Origin of the sequence: Amycolatopsis sp. NBC_00348 (genome assembly GCF_036114655.1) — a bacterium.
GTDB lineage: Bacteria > Actinomycetota > Actinomycetes > Mycobacteriales > Pseudonocardiaceae > Amycolatopsis.
The window spans coordinates 357,796-383,946 of sequence record NZ_CP107994.1; the positions used below are offsets into that span (position 1 = coordinate 357,796).

Consider the following 26,151-nt stretch of genomic DNA (forward strand, 5'->3'; position numbering starts at 1 on the left):
CCGGTGGGCCCGGCGGATACCCTTGACGTTCTAGTCCGATAACCGTCCCCGCATGCTTCCGGAGCGTGGAGTGCCCACGAACACCATCGATACCGTAGTCAGCCTGTGCAAGCGCCGTGGTTTCGTCTTCCCCAGCGGAGAGATCTACGGCGGTACCCGCTCGGCGTGGGACTACGGGCCGCTCGGGGTCGAGCTCAAGGACAACATCAAGCGCCAGTGGTGGAAGACCGTGGTCCAGAGCCGCGACGACGTCGTCGGCCTCGACTCCTCGGTGATCCTGCCGCGCCAGGTGTGGGAGGCGTCCGGGCACGTCAAGGTGTTCACCGACCCGCTGGTCGAGTGCCTCTCGTGCCACAAGCGCTTCCGCGCAGACCAGCTGGCCGAGGACTACACCGCGCGCAGCGGCAAGGAGACGTCGGAGGAAGACCTGTCCGACGTCCCGTGCCCGAACTGCGGCACGCGCGGCCAGTACACCGAGCCGCGGGCCTTCAACATGATGCTGAAGACCCACCTCGGCCCGGTCGAGACCGAAGAGGGCCTGCACTACCTCCGCCCGGAGACGGCGCAGGGCATCTTCGTCAACTTCCTCAACGTGCAGACGACGTCGCGGAAGAAGCCGCCGTTCGGCATCGGCCAGATCGGCAAGTCCTTCCGCAACGAGATCACGCCGGGCAACTTCATCTTCCGGACGCGCGAGTTCGAGCAGATGGAGATGGAGTTCTTCGTCGAGCCGGGCGAGGACGAGACCTGGCACCAGTACTGGATCGACCAGCGCACGGAGTGGTACAAGGACCTCGGCATCAAGCCCGAGAACCTGCGCCACTTCGAGCACCCGAAGGAAAAGCTCTCGCACTACGCGAAGCGCACGGTCGACATCGAGTACCGGTTCGCGTTCAACGCCGGGCAGGAGTGGGGCGAGCTCGAGGGCATCGCCAACCGCACCGACTTCGACCTGACCACGCACTCGAACCACTCGGGCGTGGACCTGTCGTTCTTCGACCAGACGTCCGGCCAGCGCTACCGGCCGTTCGTGATCGAGCCCGCGGCGGGTGTCGGCCGCTCGATGATGGCGTTCCTGGTCGACGCCTACCACGAGGAAGAGGCCCCGACCGCCAAGGGCGGCGTCGAGAAGCGGATCGTGCTCAAGCTCGACCCGCGGCTCTCGCCGTTCAAGGTCGCGGTGCTGCCGCTGTCGCGCAACGCCGACCTGACCCCGAAGGCGAAGGACGTCGCCGCCCGGCTGCGCAAGCACTGGAACGTCGACTTCGACGACGCCCAGGCGATCGGCCGCCGCTACCGGCGCCAGGACGAGATCGGCACGCCGTACTGCGTGACGGTCGACTTCGACTCGCTCGAGGACCAGGCCGTGACCGTGCGCGAGCGCGACACCATGGCCCAGGAGCGCGTCGCGATCGACAAGCTGGAGTCCTACCTGGCCGGCCGCCTGATCGGCTGCTGACCCGCTTTTCGAGGTCCGTGAAGGCCTCCTTACCGGCTCTTATGGCCGGTAAGGAGGCCTTCACGGCTTTCGGGGGACCGGCACCCCTGACACCTGTCACCCCCAGGTCGTGACGCACGGTCTGGGGACGGCGGCCCGCGAGGCGGCAGCCTGGGGGCATGCGAGACACAGACATCCAGGCGGTGGCGGCGGGGGCCGCGATCCACCTCACCGGCCTGCGGAAGCACTACGGCGACGTCCACGCGGTCGACGGCGTCGACCTGACCATCGCCCCGGGCGAGGTCGTCGCCCTGCTCGGCCCCAACGGCGCGGGCAAGTCCACCACCGTCGACATGATCCTCGGCCTCAGCACACCGGACAGCGGTGAGGTGCGGGTCTTCGGCCGGAAGCCGATCGACGCCGTCCGCGCGGGCCTGATCGGCGCGATGCTGCAGGGCGGCGCGCTGATGGACGACCTGACCGTCGCCGAGACCGTCGGCATGGTCGCGGCACTGCACCGCAAGCCGATGCCGGTCGCCGAGGCGCTGCAGGCCGCCGGGGTGGAAGAGCTGGCCGGGCGCCGCGCGAACAAGCTTTCCGGTGGGCAGAAGCAGCGTGTGCGCTTCGCCGTCGCCCTGGTCAGCCACCCCGACCTGCTGATCCTCGACGAGCCGACCGCGGCCATGGACGTCGGCACGCGCCGGGAGTTCTGGCAGTCGATGTACTCGTTCACCGAGTCCGGCCGCACGGTCGTGTTCGCCACGCACTACCTCGAAGAGGCCGAGGAGTTCGCCGACCGGGTGGTGCTGATGCGCCGCGGCCGGATCGTCGCCGACGGTTCGGTCGCCGAGGTCCGCGCGCTGGCCGGGGGCCGCAGCCTGCGCGCCGCCGTCCCGGGCGCCACCGAAGCCGCGATCGCGGCCCTGCCCGGCGTCAAGGAGTTCGAGCTGCGCGGCGACCGCGTCGCCATCTCCACCGGCGACTCCGACGCGACGCTCTGGGCCCTGAAGGCCGCGGTGCCTTCGGTCTACGACATCGAGATCAGCGCCGTCGGCCTCGAAGGCGCCTTCCTTTCCCTGACCGCCGACGAAACCGCGGAGTCCGTCCGATGAACGCCACCTACCTGGTCACCGAGATACGCCGGAACTTCCGGGCGCCGCGGTTCCTGATCTTCGTCGTCGCGTTCCCGGTGCTGATGTTCCTGTTGCAGGCCAACGTCTTCACGAAGTCCTCCGATCCGGACCACGCGCAGATCGCCGCTGTGATCATGATCAACATGATGACGTTCGGCGCGTTCGCCGCCGCGACGAACAGCGGCGCCCGGCTCGCACTCGAGCGGGCCGCGGGCTGGCAGCGGCAGCTGCGCCTGACCCCGCTGACCGGCACCGGCTACCTGGCCGGAAAGGGCATCTCCGGCCTGCTCGTCGGGCTGCCCGCGCTGATCCTCGTGCCGGTGCTCGCCGTGGCCGTCGAGGGTGTGCACCTCGACGCGGCCGGCTGGGTCCGCATCTTCGCCGGCGTCTGGCTCGGCACGATCCCGCTGGTGCTGCTCGGGCTGCTGCTCGGCCAGTTCGGCACGCCCGACTCGATGCAGCCGGTCAACATGATCGTCACGCTGGGCATGGGCTTCCTCGGCGGGCTGTGGATCCCGATCGAAAGCATGCCGGGCTGGATGCACGACGTCGCCCAGCTGATGCCGACGTACTGGGTGCTGCAGCTGGCGCGGCCCGCGGTGACCACCGACATGGTGGTGTCGCTGCCGCACGCGGTGGCCGTGCTCGCGGGGTGGACGGTCGTGCTGGGGGCCCTGGTGATCAGGCGTTACCGTAAGGACAGCGCCCGGGTCTGAGGGCCGGGGACGGGAGAAGGAACGGCGATGGCGAACGACGACACGAACCGCCGGTTCGGGCTCAACACCCGGGAAGGGTGGTGGGACGACCCGCTGCCCGACCCGAAGAACCAGGGGCCGGACAGCGTGCGCTGGCCGATCATGGGCGCGGTCTTCCTGTTGCCGTTCCTCATCCCCATCACGAAGTCGCTCCTGGCCGAGACCGTCGTGACCGTGCCGCTCGTGCTCATCTGGATCCTGGTCTACGCCTACGCCGTCTGTTACCTGCTGTTCCCGTACTTCTTCCGCCAGGCGCGCCCGCTGAAGCTGGGCTTCGGGATCGTGATGGTCGCGCTGGGGCTCGGCGTGGTGGCGGCGGTCGAGGCGAGCCCGTTCATCCTGCTCTACGGCACGGCGGTGATGGTGTTCCTGGCCCCGGCCGCGTGGTCGGTGATCGTCGACGTCGTCGCGCTGCTGCTCGGGGCGCTGATCCTGCTGGTGAGCGGCCGGTTCCACGACGGCTACGGCGACCTGATCACCGTCGGCTCGGTGACGCTGGCGATGTTCTTCATGGCCAACCTCATCCGCGCCATCCGGCGGCTGGAGCTGGCCAACAAGGAGATCGCCACGCTCGCCGTGACGAACGAACGCCAGCGCGTCGCCCGCGACCTGCACGACCTGCTCGGGCACAGCCTCACCACGATCACCGTCAAGGCGGGGCTGGCCCGGCGGGTGCTGGAGAGCGCGGGCGACATCCCGCGCGCGGTCGAGGAGATCCGCGAGGTCGAGAGCCTCACCCGCAGCGCGCTGTCGGACGTCCGCGCGACCGTGTCGGAGTACCGCGAGGTGTCGCTCTCGGCGGAGCTGGTCGGCGCCCGCGCGGCGCTGCGGGCCGCGGAGATCGACGCCGACCTGCCGCACGCGGTCGACAACGTCCGGCCCGAGTTCCAGAACCCCTTCGGGTACGTGCTGCGCGAGGCCGTCACGAACGTGCTGCGGCACTCCGGCGCCAAGCAGGTGAAGGTGAAGCTGGGCGGCAACTGGCTGGAGATCGAGGACGACGGCACCGCCGCCGACGTCGTCCCGGGCAACGGCCTGCGCGGGCTCACCGAGCGGCTCGCCGCGGTCGGGGGCACGGTGCGCGCGTCGGTCCGGCCCGGGGGAGGATTGACGGTGCGAGCGGAGATCCCGCTGCCCGAACCGCGCGCGGCCGCCCCGGCCGTGCGCGCCGAACCCGCGGGAGGTCTCGCTTGATCCGGGTGCTGCTGGCCGACGACCAGGCCATGGTGCGCGGGGCCCTGGCCACCGTGCTGGGCCTCGAATCCGACATCGAGGTGGTCGGGCAGGTCGGCTCCGGCGACGAGGTGGTCGCCGCCGCCCGCGAGCTGAAGCCCGACGTCGCGCTGCTGGACGTGCAGATGCCGGGCAAGGACGGCCTGGAGGCGGCGGGCGACCTGCGGGCCGCGCTGCCGTCGTGCCGGGTGATCATCTGCACCACGTTCGGCAGGCCCGGCTACCTGGCCCGCGCGATGGCCGCGGGGGCCGCCGGGTTCGTCGTCAAGGACGCGCCGCCCGAGCAGCTCGTCGAAGCCGTCCGGCGAGTCCACAGTGGACTCCGGGTGGTGGACCCGGCGCTGGCCGCGGAGTCGCTCGCCACCGGCGCCAGCCCGCTCACCGGGCGCGAGCGGGACGTGCTGCGGGAGGCCAGGGACGGCAGCACGGTCGCCGACGTCGCCCGCGCGCTGCACCTGTCGGAGGGGACCGTCCGCAACCACCTGTCCGCCGCGATCGGCAAGACCGGCGCCCGGACCCGCGCCGAAGCGGTGCGCGTCGCCGAGGAGCGCGGCTGGCTGTGAGCGGCCGGTGACCTTCTGACAAGATGGGCGGGGTGGGTACCGCTGAACGCACCAAACCGTCGCACGCGAGCTGGGCGCGCCGGATCGCCTTCGGCACGGCCCTCATGCTGCTCGCCCTCGTCGGCGGCACGGCGTTCCGGATCTGGCAGGTCGCCCGCGAGAACGACCGCACGCAGGCCGACGTCATCGTGGTGCTGGGCGCGGCCCAGTACAACGGCAAGCCGTCGGACATCTACGCCGCGCGGCTGATCAAGGCGAAGCAGCTCTACGACGCGGGCGTCGCGAAGATGATCGTCACCGCGGGCGGCAAGAAGGCCGAGGACAACTTCACCGAGGCGCGGGCCGGCCAGCTGTGGCTGACCCGCCGCGGTGTGCCGGCGGCGGCGACGCTGGCCGTCGGGGAGGGCAGCGACACGCTGCGCAGCCTGCGCGCGGTCGCCCAGCAGGTCGAGGCGCGCGACTGGCACACGGCGGTGCTGGTCAGCGATCCGTGGCACTCCTTCCGCGCCCGCACCATGGCCGACGACCTCGGCATGGACGCCTGGACCGCGCCGACGCACAGCGGGCCGATCGTCCAGGAGCGCGTCACGCAGGTCCGCTACATCGTCCGTGAAACCGGCGCACTGCTGTACTACCGCCTCACGAAGACCCCCGCCGACGACCTCTTCGCCACTTTCCTGGGCTGAGCGTTTTGTCGGTCCGCCCGCTTAAGCTGGGCGGGTGGACCACGGTTACAGCGAGCACGACACCGCCCGCCTCCGGCCGGAACCGGCGAAGGGCGCGGCGCTGGCCGGGGCGCGCGCGGACGGGCGCAGCGCGTTCTCCCGCGACCGCGCCCGCGTGCTGCACTCCGCGGCCCTGCGGCGGCTGGCCGGCAAGACCCAGGTGGTCGGCCCGGGGGAGGGCGCCGAGATCACCGGCGCGCCGCGCACCCGGCTGACGCACTCCCTGGAGGTCGCCCAGATCGGCCGCGGCATCGCCGAGGAGCTGGGGGCCGACCCGGACCTGGTGGACACCGCCGGGCTGGCGCACGACATCGGGCACCCGCCGTTCGGGCACAACGGCGAACGCGCGCTCGACGAGGTGGCCGCCGCGTGCGGCGGGTTCGAGGGCAACGCGCAGACGTTGCGCATCCTGACCCGGCTGGAACCGAAACTGGTCGACGAGAACGGCGCCACGGCCGGGCTCAACCTGACCCGCGCCTGCCTCGACGCGACCACGAAGTACCCCTGGCCGCGCAAGCCCGGCCGGGGGAAGTACGGCGTCTACGCCGACGACGCCGAGGTCTTCACCTGGTTCCGCGACGGCGCGGCGGCGGCGGAAACGTGCCTGGAGGCCCAGATCATGGACTGGGCCGACGACGTCGCGTACTCGGTGCACGACGTCGAGGACGGCGTGCTCGCCGGCCGGATCCGGCTGCGGGTGCTGGCCTACTCGGACGAGCGCGCCGCCGTCGCCGAGGCCGCGGCCAAGCACTTCTCCGGCCAGTCGGTGTCCACTTTGGAGAGTGCGGCCGACGAACTGCTGGCGCTGCCGGTGGTCGCGGCCCTGGCCGAGGCGGCACCGGACGGCTCACCCGGCGCGCAGGTAGCGCTGAAGCGGCTGACGAGCGAGCTGGTCGGCCGCTTCGCGACGGCCGCCGTCACCGGAACGCGAGCCCGCTTCGGCGAGGGCCCGCTGGGCCGCTACCGGGCCCGGCTGGCCGTGCCCGAGCAGGTCGCCGCCGAGGTGGCCCTGCTCAAGGCCCTGGCCCTGCGCTACGTGATGAGCGACCGACGACGGCTGGCGATGCAGGAAGGCCAGCGCGAGCTGCTGGGCGAACTGGTCCACGCCTTGGCGAGGCGCGCCCCGGAGTCACTGGACCCGCTGTTCCTCCCGGCGTGGAAGGCCGCGAAAGACGACGCGGGCCTGCTACGCGTGGTCGTCGACCAGGTGGCCTCCCTGACCGACGCCCAGGCCCACGCCTGGCACTCCTGGCACGTGACCCGCCACCACTAGCTCGGGTCCGGCGTGATGGAAGCGCCAACACCCGTGATTGAGGCGCCAACACGCGTGATTGAAGGGGCGACACTCGTGATTGAAGGGTCGACACGACGCGGGGGCCTGCTCCTCACCGTGTCGACCCTCGAATCACGCGTGTTGACCTCCCCATCACGCGTGTCGACCTCTGGATCACGCGTGTTGACCCTTCGATCACGCGGGCCGGCGTTTCCGGCGTGGGGTGGTCGCCGCCGGGTTCGGCACCCGGTGGGGGAGTTCCGCGTGGCCGCCCGGCTGGGTGAGGGGTTCCGGTAGTCTCGCCCGCATGGCCACGGACAGCCACCTCCGGTTCGCCCTTGCCGTCCATGGGGCCCTCGGCGCCGAGGGCGGGAACTCCTGTTTCTCGCCGTATTCGGTGGCCAGCGCGCTGACGCTGGCCGCGCTCGCCGCCCGGGGGGCCACCCGTGATGAGCTGGTCGCCCTGCTCGGCGAGCCGGCCGCGCAGGCCGAGCTGCTGCGGGCGGCCACGCAGCTCGTCGAGGAGGGCCGGGGCGCCGAACCGCCCGAGATCGCCGTGGCCAACACGCTGTGGGCCGCCGACAGCCTCCCGCTCGAGGACGGCTTCAAGGCCGAACTCGCCGGGTGGCCCGGGGCGAACGTCGAGAGCGCGCCGTTCGGGGAGGACCCCGAACGCGCCCGCGCCCTGATCAACGAGGACGTCGGCCGCACCACGCACGGCCTCATCCCGCAGCTGCTGCCGCCGGGCTCGATCGACACCGGCATCGCGGCCGTGCTCGTCAACGCGCTGTACCTGAAGGCCGCCTGGAAGCTGCCGTTCCGCGAGGCCAACACCGCCGACGCGCCGTTCCACGCGCCGTCCGGCACCCGGGACGTGCCGACGATGTGGCTCGGCGAGAACGTCGGCTACGCGCACACCGGCGGCTGGCAGGCGGTTCAGCTGGTCGCGGCGGGTGGCCTGCAGGCCGTGGTGCTGCTGCCCGACGGCGACCTCGCCGAGGCGGAGGCGTCGTTCGACGAAGCGGCGCTCACCGGCCTGCTCGGCAAGATCCGCTCGACGCGCGTGGAACTGGCGCTCCCCAAGGTCTCGCTCGACGTGCCCAGCTCGCTCACCGGCGTGCTGAACGGCCTGGGCGTGCAAACGATGTTCACCGACCGCGCCGACCTGAGCGGGCTCTCCCCGGACCCGCGGCTCGCGGTGTCCGAGGTGGTGCACCAGGCCGTGCTGCGCGTCGACGAACAGGGCTTCGAGGGGGCCGCGGCGACGGCGTTGACCATGCGCCTCACCTCGATGATCACGTCCGACCCGGTCGCCGTGACGGTGGACCGGCCGTTCCTGCTGCTGGTCCGGCACGCCGGCACCGGCGCGCTCTACTTCTTCGCCAGGGTGGTCGAGCCGTGAGCTTGAAGTCCGAAGCCGTCCCCGAGCTCGTCCCACCCGCTCCCGAAGCCCCACCCGAAGGCCCGAAACGCTGGCAGTGGCCGGACTCCGCCATCATGGGCGGGTTCCTGCTCTTCACGATCCTGCTCTACAACGGCCTGTGGTTCGACCTCAAGCGCGGCTACCTGTGGAACGGCGCGTCGGACCAGAGCCAGTGGGAGTGGTACTCGACGGTCGTCGCGAAGTCCGTCCTGCACTTCCAGAACCCGTTCACCACGGACCTGCAGAACTACCCGTACGGCGTGAACATGGCGGCGAACGCGGCGATGTTCGGCCTGAACATCCCGCTCGCCCCGATCACGCTGACCTTCGGCGCCACGCTCACCTGGGCGATCGTGCTGACCGCCGGGCTCGCCGGCACCGCGATCGGCTGGTATTGGGTGTTTTCCCGGCACCTGGTGCCGAACCGCACGGCCGCCGCGATCGGCGCCGCGTTCTGCGGGTTCGCCCCGCCGATGATCTCGCACGGCAACGCGCACCCGAACTTCGTCGTGCTGTTCGTGCTGCCGTTCATCGCGCTGAAGGCGTTCCAGATCGCGCGCAACGTTCGGCCGGTGCGCAACGGCGTCGTGCTCGGCCTGCTCGTCGCGTGGCAGATCCTGCTCGGCGAGGAGCCGCTGGCGATCTTCGGGCTCACGTTCCTGGTGTTCGTGATCGCCTACCTGGTCCCGCACCGCGCCGAGATCCGCGGCATGCTCGCGCCGCTGGCCAAGGGCGTCGGCATCGGTGCCGTCGTGGCGCTGCTGATCGCGGGCTTCCCGTTGTACTGGCAGTTCTTCGGGCCGCAGAGCTTCCATTCGCTGCTGCACGGCCCGGCGGGCAACGACACCGCGGCGTTCACCCGGTTCGCGACGCAGTCGATCGCCGGCTGGCCGGAGTCGGCCGCGGACGTCTCGATGAACCGCACCGAGGAGAACGCGTTCTTCGGCTGGCCGCTGATCGTGCTCGTGGTGGTGCTGACGATCTGGCTGTGGCGCGACGTCGTGGCGCGCGCGCTCGCGATCACCACGTACGTGCTGGCGTTCCTCTCGCTGGGTGTCGAGATCACGGTGGCGCACCAGGACACCGGCATCCCCGGGCTGTGGAAGTGGCTGGGGCAGCTGCCGTTGCTGGACTCGCTGCTCGAATCCCGGCTCGCGATGGGTTGCATCCCGGTGGTCGGCGGGCTGCTGGCGATCGCGACGCACCGCGTCTGGACGGCCGCGGCCGAGCAGCCCGAACCCCTGGACGGCAAGCAGCGCTTCCCCCTGCGCCTGGTCTGGGTCGGCGCGGTGGTGGCGGTGCTGCTCCCGATCGCGCCGACGGAGCTGGTGACGCACGAGCGCCCGCTGTCGCCGCCGTTCTTCGCCGACGGCATCTGGCGCCAGTACATCGCCCCCGGCGGCTCGCTCGTGCCGGTGCCGCTGCCGAGCACCGGCGAAGCGGAACCGTTGCACTGGCAGGTGGACGCGGGCCTCGGCTACCCGATGCCCGAGGGCTACTTCGTCGGCCCGACGTCCGCGGAGGACCGCAGCGGCCGTTACGGCGCCGTCCCGCTCCCGACGTCGGACCTGTTCGCCGAGGTCGAGCGTACGGGTCAGACGGCGGAGGTCACCGAAGCCGACCGCACGCAGGCCCTGGTGGACCTGCGCAAGTGGAACGCCGACGTGCTGGTGGTCGGCCCGCGGCAGAACCAGGAAGCGCTCAAGTCCACTGTGGAGCTGCTGCTGCGCAAGCCGGCGGAGTTCGTCGGCGGGGTCTGGGTCTGGGACGTCCGCGCGCTGACGGCGTAGGCGCCGGCCGCACGAGCCAGGTCGGACTGCCGATGGCGTGACCGGCCACGGTGGGGCTGCTCCCGGAAGCCCCACCGGCGGCGGTCAGGCCTTCACGGCGTCGAGCAGGATCGTCGCGAGCTCCTTCGGTTGCGAGAACATCGGCCAGTGGCCCGTGTTCAGTTCCACGAGGTTCCACCGGTCGCTCTCGAGCAGCTCGACGACGTCCGGGCTCGGTGTGTCGCCGTCGAGCAGGCACTTGATGTAAGTCGCCGGCAGCTCGCCGAGCGGCCGGCTCAGGACGGCCGGTTCGGTGAGCGACGCGGCCGGGTGCGGGGTCGAGCCGCCGACGATGCGGGCGATCTCGGCGCCGGAAAGGCCTTGTCCCGCATAGTCTTCCGCGGTCAGCGGCGGCCAGAAGCCGCGTTCGGTGAGGGCGGCCACCTGGGCCTCGGACCAGACGGACGTGAACGACTCGCCATCGGCCGGCACGTTGGAGTCGACGAACACCGCGCGCGCCAGCCGGTCGCCGATCCGCTCGGCGGCCTGCCCGACCGGGATGCCCGAGTAGCTGTGCCCCACCACCACGACCTCACGCAGGTCCGCGCCCTCGACGGCGTCGACGATGTCCTGGACGTGGGTCGCCTGCCCGGCGGGCACCGCGCTCTTCTCGGCGACGCCGGACAGCGTCACGGGGTGGGCGCCGTGCCCGGCCGCCGTGAGCTCCGGCACCACCTCGCTCCACGCCCACGAGCCGAGCCAAGCACCTGCTACGAGTACGAATTCAGCCATGCCTGGAAACCTAGCGGAGCCCACCGACAAAATCGGTAGAGTGCCCGCTCATGACCATCGTGGACGAGCAGGGCCGGGCCGAACCGCCGGTCGACGCCGACGAAGCCGGGACCCTGCTGGGGTTCCTCGAGTACCACCGCGCGACGCTGGCGTGGAAGAGCGCGGGCCTGGGCGAGGCGGGCCTGCGCGCGACCGTCGGCCCGTCCCCGCTGACCCTCGGCGGGATGCTCAAGCACCTGTCCTACGTGGAGGACCACTGGTTCTCCCGCATCCTGTTCGGCAACGAGCGGGCGGAACCGTGGAACTCGGTCGACTGGACCGCAAGCCCGGACTGGGACTGGGATTCCGCCGCGGAAGACACCCCGGAGCAGCTCCGCGAAATGTGGGAGTCGACAGTCGCCCGCTCGCGCGAGCTGGTCGCGAAGGCGATGGAGAACGGCGACCTCGCGCAGCCGGCCGTCCGCGGCTGGCCGGACGGCCGCAAGCCGAACCTGCGCTGGATCCTGGTCCACATGGTGGAGGAGTACAGCCGCCACAACGGCCACGCCGACCTCATCCGCGAGTCGGTGGACGGCAGCACCGGCGAATAGGTCAGTGGTTCCGGGTCACCGAATCCGAGTCGACGGCCGGCTCTCCTGAGCCGTCGGCACGGTGGTGTCCGCCGCCGGTTCGACCCGGGTGAACGTCCGGGTTTCGGCGGGTGGAACGGTGAAACACGAGGTGCGCCCAGCGCGGCACGCGCGCCCGCCGCGAGCGCCGCGGCAGTGGGGTAGCGGTCGTCCGGGCTCTTCGCCATGCCTCGCGCCACCACGCCGTCGAGCGCCGCGGGCGTGCCCGGGCGCACCAGGCTTGGCGGGGCGGGGCCTGGTTCAGGTGGGCCGCCGAGTGGGCTTCGCGGCGGAAGCGTTCGCGAGACCCCCTGATCGGCGGCGAGAGCACTTTCAACGCCACGACCCGGTCGAGCCGGGATTCCCGTTCACCACGCGGAATCCGGTGGAGATCAAGTCACGAAGACGTGCAGCAGCGCCGCTCAGTCGCGGGCGTGCGCGATCTGGAAGACGTTGCCGAACGGGTCGCGGATCATCGCCCGGCGGTCGCCGTACGGGGTGTTCGCCGGTTCCTCCAGGCTTGTCGCGCCGCAGTCGAGGGCGCGGCGGTACGTCGCGTCCGCGTCGGGCACGTACACGTACAAGAACGCGGGGAACAGCTCCCGCTCGCCCTCGGCGGAGACCAGGACGCGCGAGCCGCCGATGCGGAGGTCGGCGGGGCGGCCGCTCTCCAGCTCACCGGTCGCGCCGAACACCGTGCGCAGGAACGCGACGGCGGCGACGAGATCGCGCACCACCATCCGCGGGGTCACCGTCTGGTAGTCCTGGCTCATACCGGCCCACCCAAGTCCGTTTCGTCACGGAACACAAGGGAGGCCGACCAGCTTCGCCAGGAACCGGTCGACCTGCTCGACCGCGGGTGACCACGGCAGGTCGGGCTCGTTGATCCGTTGCGCCAGCATGCCGTTGACGGCGGTGCGCAGGTCGATGGCGACCGTGACCGGGTCGTCCGCGGGGGCCAGGCCGGCGTCCATGCACGCCCGCACGCCGTCGACCGTGCGGGCGACCATGACCTCCTTGAACGGCATCCCGAGCCGTCGGTGGACCTTGCTCTCGTGCAGCACCTTGTAGAGCCCGGGGTGCTCGCGCGCCCACGCGGCCTGCGTCAGGATCCGCGCGCGCAACGCGGCCGCCGGGTCCGGCGCCGCCGCGTAGGCGTCGTCGCCGGTCCGCACCAGCTCCTCGTGGCAGCGCTGCATGGCGGCCAGGACCAGCGCGTCGCGGTCCGGGAAGTGCAGGTAGACCGATGTCGCCGCGATCGACACCGCGCGCGCGACGGCCCGCAGCGAGAGCGCCTCGTCGTCGGCCAGCTCGTCGAGCATCCCGACGGCGGCCGTGACGATCTCTTCGCGCAGCAGCTCGCCCTTGCCGCGGGCGTTGGGACGGCGACGGGTCTCGGTCATGGTCGTCCCACTATAGCTGGACACCCATTGCGCTACAGGTGTAGCGTAATTCGCACTACAGCTGTAGCGCTACGATCGTTCATCAACTGAGGGAGCACGATCTTGACCACCGCTGCCGCACCCACGAGCCTCGAGCGGCTCGCCGCGCTCGACCCCGCCTTCGCGCAACTGGCCGGCGCCACCGCGAAGTTCGTCCGGGCGATCCCGGAGCTGACCGACCGCGAGAAGACCTTCCTGTGCGTCACGGCCGACGTCTGCCAGGGGAGCCTGGGCCTGGCGTTCACCGCGCACGTGCGGGCCGGCCTGGCCGCCGGAGTGTCCACTTCGGACATCCGGGAACTGCTGCGCTTCGTCTCCTACGACTGCGGTTACCCCGCCGCGACCGCGGGCGTCGAGCGGATCACCGAGCTCGAGACCGAGCTGGGCCTCCCACATCCGGACGTCGAAACCCTGGCCGCCGAGCTGGTGTCGACCGGCCCGGACGCCGCGCCGAGCCCGCTCCCGGACGCGGTGCGCGCCCGGCTGAGCGAGCTGGACCCGCACTTCGCCGCGTACTTCGACCTGCAGTCGCGGATGCGGACCGGGCACGGCCCCGGCACGCTCACCGAGCGGGAACGCGGCCTGGTCAGCATGAGCGTCGACGTCTGCTACCAGACGCTCGCCGACACGTTCCGCATCCACGTCGGCCGCGCGCAGCGGGGCGGCGCGACGCCGGAAGACGTCCGCGCCGCGCTGCGGTTCCTGGCGCAGTTCGGCGTCACGAGGGCTTGGCACGCCTGGGAAGCGCTGAACGCGATGGGCTGACCGGCCGAGAGCAGGCCGGTGGCGTGGCTCACCCCGCCGGGTGTCACGTCCCCGGCCGCCGTCTCGTTCCTCTCCCGACCGAGACGAATGGAGACGGACATGCCCCGCATCGCCGCGAAGAAGACCACCGAAGCCGGCCCGCTGCTCAAGCTCTTCTACCGCGTCGCCGGCCGGAAGTACGGCGCCGTGCCCGAGCCGATGGCCGTCGCCGCGCACCACCCCGGGCTGCTGCGCGCGAACGCGGTGCACGAGCTGATGGTGCAACGCGCGTCGAAGAAGCTGCCGGCGAACGTGCGCGAGCTGGCCGTCTACCGCGTCGCCACCCGGATCGGCTGCTCGTGGTGCGTCGACTTCGGCACCATGCTGCAGAAGCACGACGGCCTGGACGTCGAACGCCTGAAGGGGATCGACGGCTACGCGACGTCGCCCGCGTTCAGCCCCCGGGAGCGGCTCGCGATCGCCTACGCCGACGCGATGTCCGCCGAGCACGTCACGGTGACCGACGAGCAGGTCGCCGAGCTGGTGCGCGCGTTCGGCCGCGACGGCGTCATCGAGCTGACCTACCAGATCGGCCTGGAGAACTCCCGCGCCCGGATGAACAGCGCGCTCGGCATCGTCGAGCAGGGCTTCACCTCGGGCGACGCCTGCCGGGTCCCGCTCCCGTAGGACTCCGGGAACCAGACCCCGGTGGGACGCGCCCGGGGTGCCCGCCGCGGGACCGTTCCGGCATGCACCTCGTCGCCAGTGAACGGATCAAGCTCTTCAGCATCGCCACGCCGTGGGCGTGCGGCCTCTTCGCGGTCGTCGCCCTGGTCGCGCCGGCCGTGCTCACCGCGCTCACGGCCACCGAATCCCGGTTGCCGCCCACGGTCGCGAGCACCCAGTTCGGCTTCCAGCTCGGCCTGGTCGCCGTCCTGGTGCTCGCGGCCCTCTCCGTGACGAGCGAGTACCAGTCGGGCACGATCCACGGCACCTTCCAGGGCGTCCCGAGCCGGTGGCCGGCGCTGGTCGCGAAGGCCGCGGTCGTCGCCGGGTACGCGTTCCTCCTCGGCGAAGCCGCGGCCTTCCTCGCCTGGCTGGTCGCGCGGATCCTCGCCCCGGACGCCGATCTGGCGCTCGACAGCGTCGCGGACTGGACGATCGTCGCCGGCACCGGTCCGGTGTTCGCGCTCGCCGCGGTCTGCGGGGTCGGCGTCGGCCTGCTCGTGCGCCACACCGCCGGCGCGGTCGCGCTGCTCGTCGGCTACCCGCTCATGGCGGAGAACGTCATCACGCTGATCCCGCGGGCCGGGCAGGCGATCCACCGGTGGCTGCCGCTGAACGCCGTCACGAAGTTCCTCAGCGGCTCCGGCGCGGCGAACGCCGGTCGCGACGGCGGTAACGCGGCGACCCTGTCCGACTCGCCGTTGAGCCCGGGCTGGGCGTTGGCCTACTTCGGTGCCTTCGCCGTGCTCGTGCTGGTGGCCGGGATCACGAAGGCGCGGCGCCGGGACGCGTGATCCGGGTCAGCTTGTCCGGGTTGACGACGTCGTAGATCGCCACGATCTTCCCGTCGCGGACGCTCATCGCCTGGACGTGCTCGTCGAGCGCCAGGAAACCCTCGCGCCCCGGCAGCGGCGGCAGGTAGAACCCGAGGTCGCCGTTGACCAGCACCGGCGCGCCGCGGGTGACGCTCTCCGGGGCGTACTTGCGCATGAGCCCGACGAAGAAGCGGGCGAGCTTGTCGGCGCCGACCATGAGCTGGCGCGTGGTGCGGCCCTTGCCGTCCGAGTCGCCGATGAGCACCGCGTCCGGGTGCAGCAGCTCGACGACCGCGCCGATGTCGCCGGCGAGCAGCGCGGTGACGAACTTCTCGAGGATCTTCGCCTGCTCGTCCAGCGGCGCGCGCGGCGCCGGGTCCGCGTCGGCCAGCGCGCGGCGGCCGCGGGAGCCGTGCTGGCGCGCGGCGTCCACCGAGCAGCCGAGGATGTCCGCGATCTCGGCGAAGGGCAGCGAGAACGCGTCGTGCAGCACGAACGCGACGCGCTGCTCCGGAGTCAGCTTGTCGAGCACGACCAGCGCGGCCATCCGCAGGCCGTCGTCGCGGACGGCGAGGTCGAGCGGGTCCTCGCTGACCGGCTGCCCGAACGGCGTCACGACCGGTTCCGGCAGCCACTGGCCGACGTAGCGCTCCCGCTGCGCCGCGGCCGACTTCAGCCGGTCGAGGCAGATCCGGCCGACGACCGTGGTCAGCCAGCCGCGCAGGTCGCGGATCGCGTCCTGCCCGGCGTCGTCGAGCCCGGCCAGCCGCAGCCACGACTCCTGGACGGCGTCCTCGGCGTCGGCGCGGGTGCCGGTGAGCCGGTAGGCCACCCCGATCAGGTGGCCGCGGTGCTCGGCGAACCGCGCGGCGAGGGTGTCCTGGGCGGTGGGCGTGGAGGCCATGCCCCGAGTGTGCCGCAACCGGCGGGGATAGAGTGGGTGGCGTGGCAGGACGGATTCGGGACAGCGACATCGCGGAGGTGCGCGAGCGGAGCCGGATCGACGAGGTCGTCGGGGAGTACGTGGCGCTGCGCCGCGCCGGTGGGGGCAGCCTGAAGGGCCTCTGCCCGTTCCACAACGAGAAGACCCCGTCGTTCAACGTCCGCCCGACGCACGGCACCTTCCACTGCTTCGGCTGTGGCGAGGGCGGCGATGTGATCAAGTTCGTCCAGAAGATCGACCTGATCACCTTCGTGGAGGCCGTCGAGCGGCTGGCCGACCGGGTCGGCATCCGGCTCACCTACGAAGGCGGCGGCGCGACCATCCAGCGCGACCGCGGCAGCCGCAGCCGGCTGATCGAGGCGCACCGCGCCGCGCAGGAGTTCTACGCCGAGCAGCTGGTCACCGACGAGGCGCGCACCGCGCGGGACTTCCTGTCCGAGCGCGGGTTCGACGCCGCCGCGGCGAAGACGTTCGGCTGCGGGTACGCCCCCGGCGGCTGGGACAAGCTGACCAAGCACCTGCTCACCCGCGGGTTCGAGGTCAAGGAGCTGCTGACGGCGGGGTTGTCCAAGGAGGGCCAGCGCGGCCCGATGGACCGCTTCCACCGGCGGCTCGTCTGGCCGATCCGCGACGTCGGCAACGAGGTCGTCGGCTTCGGCGCGCGGCGGCTGTTCGACGACGACCGGATCTCGGCCAAGTACCTCAACACAGCCGAGTCGCCGATCTACAAGAAGTCCCAGGTCATGTTCGGCCTCGACCTGGCCAAGCGCGAGATCGCGAAGCGGCACCAGGTCGTCGTGGTCGAGGGCTACACGGACGTGATGGCGATGCACGCGGCGGGCGTCCCGACGGCCGTGGCGTCCTCGGGCACGGCGTTCGGCGAAGACCACATGAAGGTGCTTCGCCGGCTGATGATGGACGACGACGCCTTCCGCGGCGAAGTGATCTTCACCTTCGACGGTGACGAAGCGGGCCAGAAGGCCGCGCTGAAGGCGTTCGAAGGCGACCAGACGTTCGCCGGCCAGACCTACATCGCGGTCGCGCCGGACGGCATGGACCCGTGCGAACTGCGCCTGGCCAAGGGCGACAGCGCGGTCAAGGACCTCGTCGCGCGCCGGATCCCGCTGTTCGAGTTCGCCATCCGCAGCACGCTGAAGAACTTCGACCTCGACTCGGTCGACGGCCAGGTCTCGGCGCTGCAGAAGACCGTGCCGATGATCGCGGCGATCAAGGACCGCGCCGCGCGTGACGGCTACGCGTCGAAGCTCGCCTGGTGGGTGGGCTGGCAGGACGTCGCCCAGGTCGTCAACCGCGTGCGCGGCAGCGCGGGCGCGACCGACAAGCGCGGCGGCGCGCCCTTGAAGCAGCCGGCCCGCGTCGGCGCTCCCGAAGTGAAGGCCCCGGAGTCCGACGTCGCCCGCCCCGCCCCGAAGGACCCGCGGTTCGCGATCCAGCGCGAGGCGCTGAAGGCCGCGCTGCAGCAGCCCGCGATCGCCGGGCCGGAGTACGACGCGCTGCCGCTGGAGGCGTTCACGCACCCGGTGTACATCGCGGTGCACGAGGCCGTGCTGAAGGCGGGTGGGGCCGGTTCGGGCCTCACCGGCCCGTCGCTGCTGGACGCGGCGGCCGCGCACTGCCCGGAGGGGACGGTCCGCCGGGTGCTCTCCGAGCTGGCCGTGGAACCGTTGCAGGCCAAGGACGAAGTCGACTCCCGCTACATCTCCTCGATCCTCGCCCGGCTGCAGGAGAGCCTCGTCGGGCGGCAGATCTCGGAGATCAAGGGGAAGCTGCAGCGGCTCTCGCCGGTCGAGGCGCCGGACGACTACCGCGCCCTCTTCGGCGACCTCGTCGCGCTGGAGCAGTACAAGAAGTCGCTGGGCGAGCAGGCGTCCGCCAGCTCGTGGAGCTGACGTGAGTTTCCTGCGCCGGTTGCTCGGCGACCGCACCCCCGACGGTTTCGCCGGTTCGCTGGACGCCGGCGAAGACGTCGTGGACAGCGCCCCGGTCGAGGGCGGCGGGCACCTGGTCGTCACGCCGCTCGGGCTGTGGATCCCGGACGGTGCCGGCGGCGCGCGGCGCGTCGGCTGGCACCTGATCGGCAAAGCGGCCTGGAAGGACGGCGTCTTCACGCTGACCGAGTCGGCCGAGTCCGGCACCGCCGGGTCGGCCGTCGTGCTGAGCGACCTCGCGCCCGTGCGGTTCAATCTGCCGGAGCCGAGCCGGGTGCCGCACCACGTGCGGCTGCGCGTTGACGGCTCGGTGCGCTCAAGGCACCGCCAGGACATCGGCGACGGCGGCGCGTGGTTCGTCCAGCGCAAGGTCCCCGGCCGCGACGGCAGCGTGCTGCAGGTCCGGCCGGACCCGGGCACGGACGTCACCCTGGTGGCGGCCATCGCCGAGCAGGTCGCCGCGAAGCTGGCTACCGCCGTCGAATAGCAGTACGCTCGTACTCAGTACGGTCGTACTGTTTGTTCGGGAGGCGCCTGTGTGGGATCCGGAGAAGTACCTCGACTACGCCGACCTGCGGGCCCGGCCGTTCTACGACCTGACGTCCCGGATCGGCGCGGTTTCACCCAGGCGGGTGGTCGATCTGGGCTGCGGCCCCGGAAACCTGACGGTCGATCTGGGCAAACGCTGGCCCGGTGCCGCGTTGGAGTGCAGCGACAGTTCACCCGAAATGGTGGCAGCCGCACGTGCCCGCGGCCTGGACGCCGCGGTGCTCGACGTCAACGACTGGACACCGGCGCCGGACACCGACGTCGTCGTGTCGAACGCCGTCCTGCAGTGGGTGCCCGAGCACCGCGACCTGCTGCGCCGCTGGGCCGGGCAACTGCCGTCGGGCGCGTGGCTGGCGGTGCAGGTCCCGGGCAACTTCGACGCCCCGTCGCACGCGCTGACCCGCGAGCTGGCGGCGTCCCCGGCCTGGTCGTCACAGCTGGCCGACGTCGTCCTGCGCGAGGACGACGCGGTCTCGACCCCGCTGGAGTACGCGAACCTCCTGGCCGACGCCGGCTGCGGCGTCGACGCCTGGGAAACGACGTACGTCCAGCCGCTGCGCGGGTCGCGAGCGGTGCTGGAGTGGATCACCGGAACGGCGTTGCGCCCGATCCGCGCGGTCCTCCAGGATGAGGCGTGGGACCAGTTCCGCGCCGAACTGGCCCCCCGGCTCGACAAGGCGTACCCCACGCGCACCGACGGCACGACGTGGTTCGAGTTCCGCCGCGTGTTCGTGGTCGCGCAGGTCTAACGCCGGCGCCCCGCCTTTTCGCTGATCTTGGCCTGGGCGACCCCGGCGGCACCCTGGACCATCGGATGGTCGACGACCCGGCGGTAGGTGCGCACGAGCTGCTCGTACCGCCCCCGGCCTGCCTTGGCGCCCAGTATGTAGCCCAGGCCCGCACCCAGCAGGAACTTCTTCATCCGTGTCCACGCCTCTCGTCGATAGGTCGTCCGACTGTCCATTGTCCAGGAAAACCGGCCGCGGGGGGCGGTTGCGCTAAGTGGGGGGTGGTGCGAACCGGGTTGCGGGGATGGTCTAAAGTTCTTCTTGTCGGGCGAGAGCGCGGCACCGGAAAGAGCGACATTCCCCTGTAGCTCAACTGGCAGAGCATTCGGCTGTTAACCGGAGGGTTCTTGGTTCGAGTCCAAGCGGGGGAGCAAAAGCCCAGGCCAGAGGCCTGGGCTTCTTTGTGTCCTGAGTCAAGAGGCCATTTACTCTCCACTTTGACGATCGTCCAACGGCAGCCCGTCGACCGCTGACGCTGCGGCTGACGTGACCGTAGGACGGGCCAGCTCGTCACGAATCCGTAACCGTGCGTCGCATCGGCACGCTGGCCGCCGTCGGCGCGACACGCTGAAGTGCTCCGGCGTGATGATCGGTGACCGATGCAGTCGTCGGCGGCAGCGCAAAGTTGCGGTGCCCACTGGCGCGGCAGCTCGCCGCTGCCGGCAGCTACAGAGTCCAAGCCCTTGCGCTGGCAACGTACGAAGGGCGTCCGGCACCCTGGCTCATCGGGAACCGGCGCGACGTCAAATGCGCCGCAGCGGGTCCGGGCTGTTCGTTGACGGACGGGTCCCGCGGTCAGAAGACCTTGGTCGGCGCCGTTCTGAGGACACGATGGTCGTTCACGGCGCCTTGATTCAGGTGTACGCGTCACAGATGCCGGGTAGACGGGTGGGAGGGCTTTCAACCGCGAGGAGTGGTGACCGTGGGCCATTTCCCGCCCGCCATTGTCACTCTCTGCGCGTCGTCTGGTGGCCTGCTGACTGGTGTCCCGGCCGGTGCCGAAGCACGCCGGGTGGCCGCCGAGGTGTTCGCGGACATGTCGCCGGCCCGGTTGACCGACCTCCTCATCATGGTGGATGAGCTGGTGACGGACGCCGAACGGCACGGCAGCCGGTTGCGTGAGGTCCACTTGTGCCGGTTCGACATGCCGGCTGCAGCTCACATCGAGGTGGTTTGCACTCCGGCGGCCTCTCCGCTGCGGGTCGAGCCGGCCATCGCTGCTGCCGCACTGGGCCGCCTGATGGTCGAGGAACTGGCGGTGGCGTGGGGCGTGCAACGTGAGGGCGACGACTGGATGACTTGGGCCGAAGTTTGAGGCTCGGTCTTGCGTCTGGACACCGTGGAAGGCAGACGCCGAGGACGCGGTGACACCCTCCGTACTGGTCAGCGGGCCGCGGCTTCGGCAAGGTCCGGGTAGCCGGCGTGGCGTGACCAGCACTCGGTGGTGCCGCCGTGCGGAAGCAGGTCACGCAACCTCGATCGTCGCCAGTACCGTCCCTCCTGCTTTCTCATGGCTGCGTAAGCGATTGCCGTTCGCGCAGTGTGTGATGCCGACCTTGTAGACGCCGCGGTCCCCGAGGTGCGGGAAGTCGATCAAGTAGACGCGATGCGGTGCGTCCGGGTCGAGTTTGGACCCGTCGCAGCGCAAGCACGGTGGGCTCCCGCCGCAGATCGCGGTCCAAGACACGGTCCTTGGCGTCGAGCAGCGGGTGCACACCGCAGACAGCGGCAGCCCGGGATCCCCGGTGAACTCGCCGACGAGGCGGAGGCCAGCGACTCCATTCGTGTTCGGATGGTCTCCTGCGTCGGCTTGACCCCTTCGCGTTGCATTCGGCGCAGGGAAGCCAGGACAGACGGATTCCTTCGGAGACGCCGAAGAGCGTGTCGGCCTGGGCGGCGCCACATTCCAGGCATTCGACGTTGAGCGGATCGTTGCCGTCCTGGTCGCCGAGTGGATGCAGGGACCTCATTCCCGCCGCGGCGAGGAGCTGCTCTTGTCGTTCGACGGGCCAATCACCGACGAGGTTGGGGTACCCGAGCCGGCGGTTCTCCGCGCCGTGCTCGATCCACTTGCACATCTGGCAGACCCAGCCTCCTCGCCGGATCATCGCCAGCGAGACGTCGACGATCGCGCCGCAGGGTTTGTGCCGGGTGCGGAACCGCGCACGGGGTCCGTCTCCGAGCGCGATCGCTGTCGCGTCGCACTTCGCGATCAGGTCGGCCAGGCAGTGATCGCAAAAGCCGATGGCCCGCCTGATCCTGGGCCATCGGGACTCGTTTTCGCACGCCGGCGTCGAGCACGTCCCGTTCGAGCGCCGTGCCTATACGCTCGCGCTCGCGGACCGAGGTCGTACTTCGCGTGTCTTGCCCACCCGGTTGAGGCCGTGCGGAGCCGCATCGAGAATGGCCGCTCCGGCACCGTCGTCGTGCCAGGTCACGCCCGCGCGGTCGACCTCGACGGCGAACAGGTGCTCGTCGGCGCCGCCGGGGCCCCGGCGGAGGCCGGTCACCTTCAGATGGGTCAGCGAGGGACCGGTGGCCCACGTTTCCCGGACGGTGGCGAGCAGGTGGGCACCGAGCAGTTCGGCGTAGACGTTGTTGAGTTCGGTCTTGGTCCACGCCTTGCTCGACAAGCGCCCGGTGGGTGTGACGTGTGCCTTCTTGGCGGGCAGCACCTCGAACCCGGGGAGCAGGACGACCAGATCGGCGCTGTGCCGTTCCGCGTTGACGATCCGCACCGGGGCGGGGTTGTCCGCGAACGCCGCGTCCAGGGCGGCGCGCAGCACCTGAGGCCGTCCTTGCTGCAACGCTGCCCACCACGCGTCGGCCTGGGTCTGCTGGGTCCGGTGGTGCGCCTGAGCTCGTGCGGTGAACTCCGCGGCCAGCTGCGCGCCTCGGCCGTCCGAGACCTGACGCAGCTCCCGGCGCCGCGCGCGTTGCCAGGGCCGGGCGTCGTGCTTGATCTTCGCCCACTCCTGCTGCTGGAAGGCCGCAGGATCGGCCGGGGCCGGGAGTGGGATGACCGGCCGTTGCGCCGGGCTGAAGCGTTCACGTTGGACGGCCATGAGCTCGGCGAGGTGATGGTGGGACGCTGCGCCTTCGGCGGCCCTCACATCGGTGGCGGTGACGGCGGGCGCAGCCGAACGAGTGCGCGTCGGTGCGGTGCGGGAACGAGTGCCGGTCGTCCGCCGGCCACGCTTTCGTGAGCCGGTGACGCTGTTGATGAGCAGGTTCTCGGCCGCGCCGAGGGGATTGGTGACGGTGTGGATCGCGCGGCTGACCTGCCGCACCGGTCGAGGTGTCACGGCGCGTTTCACCGTTCGAACGGGATGCGCCGCGCGCCGGACCGAGCGGGGAACGGTGCGACGCACCGCCTTGCGTGCCAGCCGCTTGCCGATGCCCATGAGCGCCGCCTCCTTCGAACACGATGACGCGAACGACCACGTCGTCGCCGCGGCGGCGCGTCCGTCCACGAGATGTCGCTTCATCCGAAGAAGTGTTAACAAAGCTGGGTCTGTCGATTCGGGCCACACTCGTTCGTATGACGGGTGAGCGGCGGGAACCGCCCGTCGAGAGGAGTGGTCATGACCCAGTTCTTGTTGTCTGTACACGGTGTCGACGGTGAAGTTCGTGAAGAGTCCACCGCGGAGCAGATGCATCGGTTGCAGCAGCTGCTCGGCGAGGTGGAGAAGGAACTCAAGGCGACTGGGGCGTGGCTGTTCAGTGCCCGGTTGAGCGATCCGGGTGCCGCGCGGGTGGTGCGGGAGTCCGGGGGAGAGGTGCTGACCACCGACGGCCCGTTCGCCGAAGGACGGGAGCACCTCGGCGGCTTTTACCTCATCGAGGCCGGGGACCTCGACGCTGCGCTGGGCTGGGCGGCCCGGGTGACCGCCGCGATCACGGTGCCGATCGAGGTTCGTCCGCTCGCGGGGTTCGAGGCGTAACGAGCGCCGACGGGAGCGGCCCGGCTGGTATGGGGCCGGATGGCCTCGGCCGGGCCGCCGAGAACGTGTGACGGCCGCTCAGCGGTCGTGGTCGGCTTGGCGCCACCAGGCCGTCGTGGCCGCGATGCCCGCAACGCCCACCAGCGAGACCAAGGTGAAGCCGAGTGCGCCGGGCGGGTCGCCGCCGGGACCGGCGAGCCGGGTGTACAGCGCGGGCACCGACCACGGGAAGTACCGCCCGTAGCCGAGCAAGGTGACGACCTGCGCGGAGAAGACCGCGCCGATCATCGCGGCGACACCGGCGAGGTAACCGCGGCCGGTGCTGGCGGCCAGCGCGAACGGCGTCACCAGCAATACGGTCAGGACCGTGGTGACCAGCAGTTCGGCCAGCCCGTGGAGGGCGATCGCGGGGGACCAGCCGGGCAGGCCGATGACGGCGCCGGCGAGCAGGCCGAGGGCGAACAGGTAGCAGGCCAGCAGCAGGGACCACACGGCGGCGACGGCGAATTTCGCGCCGACGATCGTGGTGCGCGCGGTGGGAAGGGCCAGCAGGTCCTTCACCGTGCCTTGGCTGAATTCGCGGCCGAACAGCCACACCACGATCAGGCCGAACAGGAGCGCGCCGCCCACCGCGACGGTCTGGGCGAGCAGCGCGAAGTACGCGGGCCAGTCGGCGGTGCCGCCGGTCAGCGCGGCCTTCGTGCCGAGCAGGCCCAGGGACCGGGCTCGCCGCAGGTCCTGGAGGATGAACATCACCAGGCCGCCGAACGCGGCGGCGATGGTGAACGCGCTCACGGTGACCCACGGCAGGCGGGATCGGCGCGCTTTCAGCAGTTCGGTTCCGATCGCGGCGGTTGTGGCGCTCATCGGGTGCCGACCAGGCGCAGGAAGCACGTCTCCAGGTCGTCCTGCTCGACCGCGAGACGCGTGGGCGGGCAGCCGGCGGCCACGAGCAGCGTCGCGATTTCGTCGGGATGCCCGATCGCGTGGTCACCGGTGAGCACCAGGCAGGTGCCGTGGCCCGGTTCGGCGGGGTGTCCGGCCGCCCGCAGCGCCGTCGACGCGGCGCCCAGGTCGCGCGCGCCGACGCTCAGCCGTGGCCGGGCCTGGGCCACGAGGTCGCCGGTGTCGCCCGCCCAGACGAGCCGGCCGTCGGCGAGCACCGAGATGCGGTCCGCGGTGCGGGCCACTTCGGTCAAGATATGGCTGGACAGCAGCACCGCGACGCCGTCGTGGGCGAGTTCGCTCAGCAGGGTACGGATCTCGGCGACCCCGGCCGGGTCGAGGCCGTTGGCGGGTTCATCCAGTACGAGCAACGCAGGCCGGTGGATCAGTGCCTTGGCGAGCCCGAGCCGTTGCGCGTTGCCGAGGGAGAGTGTCCGGGCGCGGACGTGCGCGTAAGTACCGAGGTCGAGCCGGGCGATCACGTCGGACACCGGTCCGGGGCCGGTCAGGCCGCGCAGCCGGGCGGCGACCAGGAGGTTTTCGGTGACGGTCAGCTCGGGGTAGGCCGCCGGGGTTTCCACGAGGTATCCGACGCGGGCCCAGATCGCCCGGGTGCCCGGCCGGACCCGGGTGCCCAGGAGTGCCACCCGGCCGGCGGTGGGGCGGACCATGCCGAGCAGCATGCGGATCGTGGTCGTCTTCCCGGCGCCGTTGAGGCCGAGCAACGCGTGGATTTCGCCCGGTGCGACGGTGAGTGAAAGGTCTTCCACCGCGGTGACGTCGCCGTAGCGCTTGGTCAGGCCTTCGGCGTCGATGGCTGGGGTCATGGTGTGCTCTCCCGGGGTCGGCGGAATCACGCCGACCAGGCTTCCCGGCACACCGGCGTCGACGATACTCCCGGTTCGCGCGGCCCGGACCGCGGTCACCCGGATGTTCTACAGTGGACGTTCGGCGTTGTTCACCCGCGGCGGATCCGAGTTGCTCGCCGGTGGTCTTTGCGGCATCTTTACGCTCAGGTGTGCCGGGAAGTCTGGTCGGCCCTTCGCCCGGCGCGGGCGGAGGTCGCGGCTCGAGGACGGATTTTCATGGCGCTCGTACCGGTGAAGCGTCATCGCGAACCGTCCCGGACGGTCGTAAGCTGGGCAGATGCACGCCGTGGAGATGGCCGAGGAGTACCCGGTCGTCGATCTGGACTCCGACGCACTGGACGCGGCCCGGCTGCTGGCGGAACGCCGCTTGCCGGGCCTCGTCGTGACCGACGCCGCGGGCTGCCCGCGGTCGATCCTGCCCGCGTCCGAAGTGGTCCAGTTCCTGGTGCCCGGCTACGTCCGGGACGACCCGTCGCTGGCCGGGGTGCTCGACGAGTCGATGGCCGACCGGGTCGCGGGCAAGCTGAGCGGCAAGACGGTCCGCTCGCTGCTGCCGGACAAGCCGGCGGAGCTGGCGCGGGTGCAGGCCGACGACACGATGGTGGAGGTCGCGGCGATCATGGCCCGCCTGCGCTGCCCGCTGGTCGCGGTCATGGAGGAGAAGAAGCTGCTCGGCGTGATCTCGGCGTCACGGCTGCTGGAACTGGCGCTCGCGCACCACTGAA

At 71.2% G+C, this 26,151-nt stretch carries 27 protein-coding genes and 1 tRNA gene; 20 read left to right on the forward strand and 8 right to left on the reverse strand.

The window, feature by feature from the left end; all coding sequences use genetic code 11:
* Positions 1-70 precede the first annotated feature (70 nt).
* From OHS58_RS01610 to OHS58_RS01650, 9 genes are all read left to right on the forward strand, one after another.
* Positions 71-1,459, forward strand: a complete 1,389-nt coding sequence (locus OHS58_RS01610; protein WP_328646894.1) for a glycine--tRNA ligase — start codon at positions 71-73, stop codon at positions 1,457-1,459.
* Positions 1,460-1,617: 158 nt separating this feature from the next.
* A complete protein-coding gene (locus OHS58_RS01615) occupies positions 1,618-2,550 on the forward strand; it encodes an ABC transporter ATP-binding protein (RefSeq protein WP_326943262.1) in 933 nt (310 codons plus the stop codon).
* The gene (locus tag OHS58_RS01620; protein ID WP_328646895.1) at positions 2,547-3,287 is read left to right on the forward strand and encodes an ABC transporter permease; all 741 of its coding nucleotides are present in this window, start codon (positions 2,547-2,549) and stop codon (positions 3,285-3,287) included. The genes OHS58_RS01615 and OHS58_RS01620 overlap by 4 nt, the downstream gene beginning before the upstream one ends.
* 27 nt (positions 3,288-3,314) lie before the next feature.
* Positions 3,315-4,520, forward strand: a complete 1,206-nt coding sequence (locus OHS58_RS01625) for a sensor histidine kinase (protein WP_326943260.1) — start codon at positions 3,315-3,317, stop codon at positions 4,518-4,520.
* On the forward strand, positions 4,517-5,122 hold the full coding sequence (locus tag OHS58_RS01630; protein ID WP_247055024.1) for a response regulator transcription factor: 606 nt from the start codon (positions 4,517-4,519) through the stop codon (positions 5,120-5,122). Before OHS58_RS01625 ends, OHS58_RS01630 begins: the two co-directional genes overlap by 4 nt.
* Positions 5,123-5,154: 32 nt before the next feature.
* Positions 5,155-5,808, forward strand: coding sequence for a YdcF family protein (locus tag OHS58_RS01635; protein ID WP_328646896.1), 654 nt, complete (start codon positions 5,155-5,157; stop codon positions 5,806-5,808).
* Between the two features lie 34 nt (positions 5,809-5,842).
* Positions 5,843-7,120: a deoxyguanosinetriphosphate triphosphohydrolase gene (locus tag OHS58_RS01640; protein WP_326943258.1), complete on the forward strand. Its 1,278-nt coding sequence runs from the start codon at positions 5,843-5,845 to the stop codon at positions 7,118-7,120.
* Between the two features lie 307 nt (positions 7,121-7,427).
* Positions 7,428-8,522, forward strand: coding sequence for a serpin family protein (locus OHS58_RS01645; RefSeq protein WP_328646897.1), 1,095 nt, complete (start codon positions 7,428-7,430; stop codon positions 8,520-8,522).
* A 95-nt stretch (positions 8,523-8,617) separates the two neighbouring features.
* The gene (locus OHS58_RS01650) at positions 8,618-10,333 is read left to right on the forward strand and encodes a glycosyl transferase (protein ID WP_442792346.1); all 1,716 of its coding nucleotides are present in this window, start codon (positions 8,618-8,620) and stop codon (positions 10,331-10,333) included.
* Positions 10,334-10,417: 84 nt separating this feature from the next.
* On the opposite strand, the gene OHS58_RS01655 is transcribed toward OHS58_RS01650, so the two are convergent.
* A complete protein-coding gene (locus tag OHS58_RS01655; protein ID WP_328646898.1) occupies positions 10,418-11,104 on the reverse strand; it encodes an alpha/beta fold hydrolase in 687 nt (228 codons plus the stop codon).
* 50 nt (positions 11,105-11,154) lie between these two features.
* On the opposite strand from OHS58_RS01655, the gene OHS58_RS01660 reads away from it, so the two are divergent.
* Positions 11,155-11,694 (forward strand): DinB family protein, encoded by a 540-nt coding sequence (locus OHS58_RS01660; protein ID WP_328646899.1) that lies wholly within the window; start codon positions 11,155-11,157, stop codon positions 11,692-11,694.
* A 440-nt stretch (positions 11,695-12,134) separates the two neighbouring features.
* Here the strand turns inward: OHS58_RS01660 and OHS58_RS01665 are convergent, their stop codons facing one another.
* Entirely contained in the window at positions 12,135-12,485 is a 351-nt protein-coding gene (locus tag OHS58_RS01665) for a VOC family protein (RefSeq protein WP_326943253.1), read from the reverse strand.
* Between the two features lie 24 nt (positions 12,486-12,509).
* Complete coding sequence (locus OHS58_RS01670) at positions 12,510-13,115, reverse strand: TetR/AcrR family transcriptional regulator (protein ID WP_247055007.1); 606 nt, start codon at positions 13,113-13,115, stop codon at positions 12,510-12,512.
* Positions 13,116-13,217: 102 nt separating this feature from the next.
* Here OHS58_RS01670 and OHS58_RS01675 point away from each other — a divergent pair, with 102 nt between their 5' ends.
* The 3 genes from OHS58_RS01675 (at position 13,218) to OHS58_RS01685 (ending at position 15,418) form a co-directional block, all read left to right on the forward strand.
* The gene (locus OHS58_RS01675; protein ID WP_326959540.1) at positions 13,218-13,919 is read left to right on the forward strand and encodes a carboxymuconolactone decarboxylase family protein; all 702 of its coding nucleotides are present in this window, start codon (positions 13,218-13,220) and stop codon (positions 13,917-13,919) included.
* 99 nt (positions 13,920-14,018) lie between these two features.
* Positions 14,019-14,585: a carboxymuconolactone decarboxylase family protein gene (locus tag OHS58_RS01680; RefSeq protein WP_328646900.1), complete on the forward strand. Its 567-nt coding sequence runs from the start codon at positions 14,019-14,021 to the stop codon at positions 14,583-14,585.
* Between the two features lie 62 nt (positions 14,586-14,647).
* Positions 14,648-15,418 (forward strand): hypothetical protein, encoded by a 771-nt coding sequence (locus OHS58_RS01685; protein WP_328646901.1) that lies wholly within the window; start codon positions 14,648-14,650, stop codon positions 15,416-15,418.
* Here the strand turns inward: OHS58_RS01685 and OHS58_RS01690 are convergent.
* Entirely contained in the window at positions 15,390-16,343 is a 954-nt protein-coding gene (locus OHS58_RS01690) for a sigma-70 family RNA polymerase sigma factor (RefSeq protein ID WP_328646902.1), read from the reverse strand. The two genes, OHS58_RS01685 and OHS58_RS01690, sit on opposite strands and share 29 nt — an antisense overlap.
* 32 nt (positions 16,344-16,375) lie before the next feature.
* Here OHS58_RS01690 and dnaG point away from each other — a divergent pair, with 32 nt between their 5' ends.
* Genes dnaG through OHS58_RS01705 form a run of 3 tightly spaced genes read left to right on the forward strand, consistent with a single transcriptional unit; the run spans position 16,376 to position 19,629 of the window.
* Positions 16,376-18,292, forward strand: coding sequence for a DNA primase (gene dnaG / locus OHS58_RS01695; RefSeq protein WP_247054997.1), 1,917 nt, complete (start codon positions 16,376-16,378; stop codon positions 18,290-18,292).
* A 1-nt stretch (position 18,293) separates the two neighbouring features.
* Positions 18,294-18,818: a hypothetical protein gene (locus OHS58_RS01700; RefSeq protein WP_328646903.1), complete on the forward strand. Its 525-nt coding sequence runs from the start codon at positions 18,294-18,296 to the stop codon at positions 18,816-18,818.
* 49 nt (positions 18,819-18,867) lie between these two features.
* Positions 18,868-19,629 (forward strand): trans-aconitate 2-methyltransferase, encoded by a 762-nt coding sequence (locus OHS58_RS01705; RefSeq protein WP_328646904.1) that lies wholly within the window; start codon positions 18,868-18,870, stop codon positions 19,627-19,629.
* Here OHS58_RS01705 and OHS58_RS01710 read toward each other — a convergent pair.
* Positions 19,626-19,802 carry a hypothetical protein gene (locus OHS58_RS01710; RefSeq protein ID WP_328646905.1) on the reverse strand — a complete coding sequence of 59 codons (177 nt, stop codon included), beginning with the start codon at positions 19,800-19,802 and terminating at the stop codon, positions 19,626-19,628. The genes OHS58_RS01705 and OHS58_RS01710 overlap by 4 nt on opposite strands.
* A gap of 164 nt (positions 19,803-19,966) precedes the next feature.
* On the opposite strand from OHS58_RS01710, the gene OHS58_RS01715 reads away from it, so the two are divergent.
* Positions 19,967-20,039 (forward strand) — tRNA-Asn (locus OHS58_RS01715).
* A 545-nt stretch (positions 20,040-20,584) separates the two neighbouring features.
* The gene (locus OHS58_RS01720; RefSeq protein WP_328646906.1) at positions 20,585-20,983 is read left to right on the forward strand and encodes a hypothetical protein; all 399 of its coding nucleotides are present in this window, start codon (positions 20,585-20,587) and stop codon (positions 20,981-20,983) included.
* Between the two features lie 1,006 nt (positions 20,984-21,989).
* Here the strand turns inward: OHS58_RS01720 and OHS58_RS01725 are convergent.
* Positions 21,990-23,072 (reverse strand): hypothetical protein, encoded by a 1,083-nt coding sequence (locus OHS58_RS01725; protein WP_328646907.1) that lies wholly within the window; start codon positions 23,070-23,072, stop codon positions 21,990-21,992.
* A 180-nt stretch (positions 23,073-23,252) separates the two neighbouring features.
* Here OHS58_RS01725 and OHS58_RS01730 point away from each other — a divergent pair, with 180 nt between their 5' ends.
* Entirely contained in the window at positions 23,253-23,612 is a 360-nt protein-coding gene (locus tag OHS58_RS01730) for a YciI family protein (protein WP_328646908.1), read from the forward strand.
* Positions 23,613-23,690: 78 nt separating this feature from the next.
* On the opposite strand, the gene OHS58_RS01735 is transcribed toward OHS58_RS01730, so the two are convergent.
* Positions 23,691-24,479 carry an ABC transporter permease gene (locus OHS58_RS01735; RefSeq protein ID WP_328646909.1) on the reverse strand — a complete coding sequence of 263 codons (789 nt, stop codon included), beginning with the start codon at positions 24,477-24,479 and terminating at the stop codon, positions 23,691-23,693.
* Positions 24,476-25,384 carry an ABC transporter ATP-binding protein gene (locus OHS58_RS01740; RefSeq protein ID WP_328646910.1) on the reverse strand — a complete coding sequence of 303 codons (909 nt, stop codon included), beginning with the start codon at positions 25,382-25,384 and terminating at the stop codon, positions 24,476-24,478. The genes OHS58_RS01735 and OHS58_RS01740 overlap by 4 nt, the downstream gene beginning before the upstream one ends.
* A 319-nt stretch (positions 25,385-25,703) precedes the next feature.
* On the opposite strand from OHS58_RS01740, the gene OHS58_RS01745 reads away from it, so the two are divergent.
* Positions 25,704-26,150 (forward strand): CBS domain-containing protein, encoded by a 447-nt coding sequence (locus OHS58_RS01745; protein ID WP_326943194.1) that lies wholly within the window; start codon positions 25,704-25,706, stop codon positions 26,148-26,150.
* The last annotated feature ends 1 nt before the right edge of the window (position 26,151 follow it).

Coding starts and splice junctions, on each gene's coding strand:
- OHS58_RS01615 (WP_326943262.1), top strand. CDS start 1,618: ATGCGAGACACAGACATCCAGGCGGTGGCGGCGGGGGCCGCGATCCAC.
- OHS58_RS01620 (WP_328646895.1), top strand. CDS start 2,547: ATGAACGCCACCTACCTGGTCACCGAGATACGCCGGAACTTCCGGGCG.
- OHS58_RS01625 (WP_326943260.1), top strand. CDS start 3,315: ATGGCGAACGACGACACGAACCGCCGGTTCGGGCTCAACACCCGGGAA.
- OHS58_RS01645 (WP_328646897.1), top strand. CDS start 7,428: ATGGCCACGGACAGCCACCTCCGGTTCGCCCTTGCCGTCCATGGGGCC.
- OHS58_RS01650 (WP_442792346.1), top strand. CDS start 8,618: ATGGGCGGGTTCCTGCTCTTCACGATCCTGCTCTACAACGGCCTGTGG.
- OHS58_RS01655 (WP_328646898.1), bottom strand. CDS start 11,104: ATGGCTGAATTCGTACTCGTAGCAGGTGCTTGGCTCGGCTCGTGGGCG.
- OHS58_RS01660 (WP_328646899.1), top strand. CDS start 11,155: ATGACCATCGTGGACGAGCAGGGCCGGGCCGAACCGCCGGTCGACGCC.
- OHS58_RS01665 (WP_326943253.1), bottom strand. CDS start 12,485: ATGAGCCAGGACTACCAGACGGTGACCCCGCGGATGGTGGTGCGCGAT.
- OHS58_RS01670 (WP_247055007.1), bottom strand. CDS start 13,115: ATGACCGAGACCCGTCGCCGTCCCAACGCCCGCGGCAAGGGCGAGCTG.
- OHS58_RS01680 (WP_328646900.1), top strand. CDS start 14,019: ATGCCCCGCATCGCCGCGAAGAAGACCACCGAAGCCGGCCCGCTGCTC.
- OHS58_RS01685 (WP_328646901.1), top strand. CDS start 14,648: ATGCACCTCGTCGCCAGTGAACGGATCAAGCTCTTCAGCATCGCCACG.
- OHS58_RS01690 (WP_328646902.1), bottom strand. CDS start 16,343: ATGGCCTCCACGCCCACCGCCCAGGACACCCTCGCCGCGCGGTTCGCC.
- OHS58_RS01710 (WP_328646905.1), bottom strand. CDS start 19,802: ATGAAGAAGTTCCTGCTGGGTGCGGGCCTGGGCTACATACTGGGCGCC.
- OHS58_RS01725 (WP_328646907.1), bottom strand. CDS start 23,072: ATGGGCATCGGCAAGCGGCTGGCACGCAAGGCGGTGCGTCGCACCGTT.
- OHS58_RS01730 (WP_328646908.1), top strand. CDS start 23,253: ATGACCCAGTTCTTGTTGTCTGTACACGGTGTCGACGGTGAAGTTCGT.
- OHS58_RS01735 (WP_328646909.1), bottom strand. CDS start 24,479: ATGAGCGCCACAACCGCCGCGATCGGAACCGAACTGCTGAAAGCGCGC.
- OHS58_RS01740 (WP_328646910.1), bottom strand. CDS start 25,384: ATGACCCCAGCCATCGACGCCGAAGGCCTGACCAAGCGCTACGGCGAC.
- OHS58_RS01745 (WP_326943194.1), top strand. CDS start 25,704: ATGCACGCCGTGGAGATGGCCGAGGAGTACCCGGTCGTCGATCTGGAC.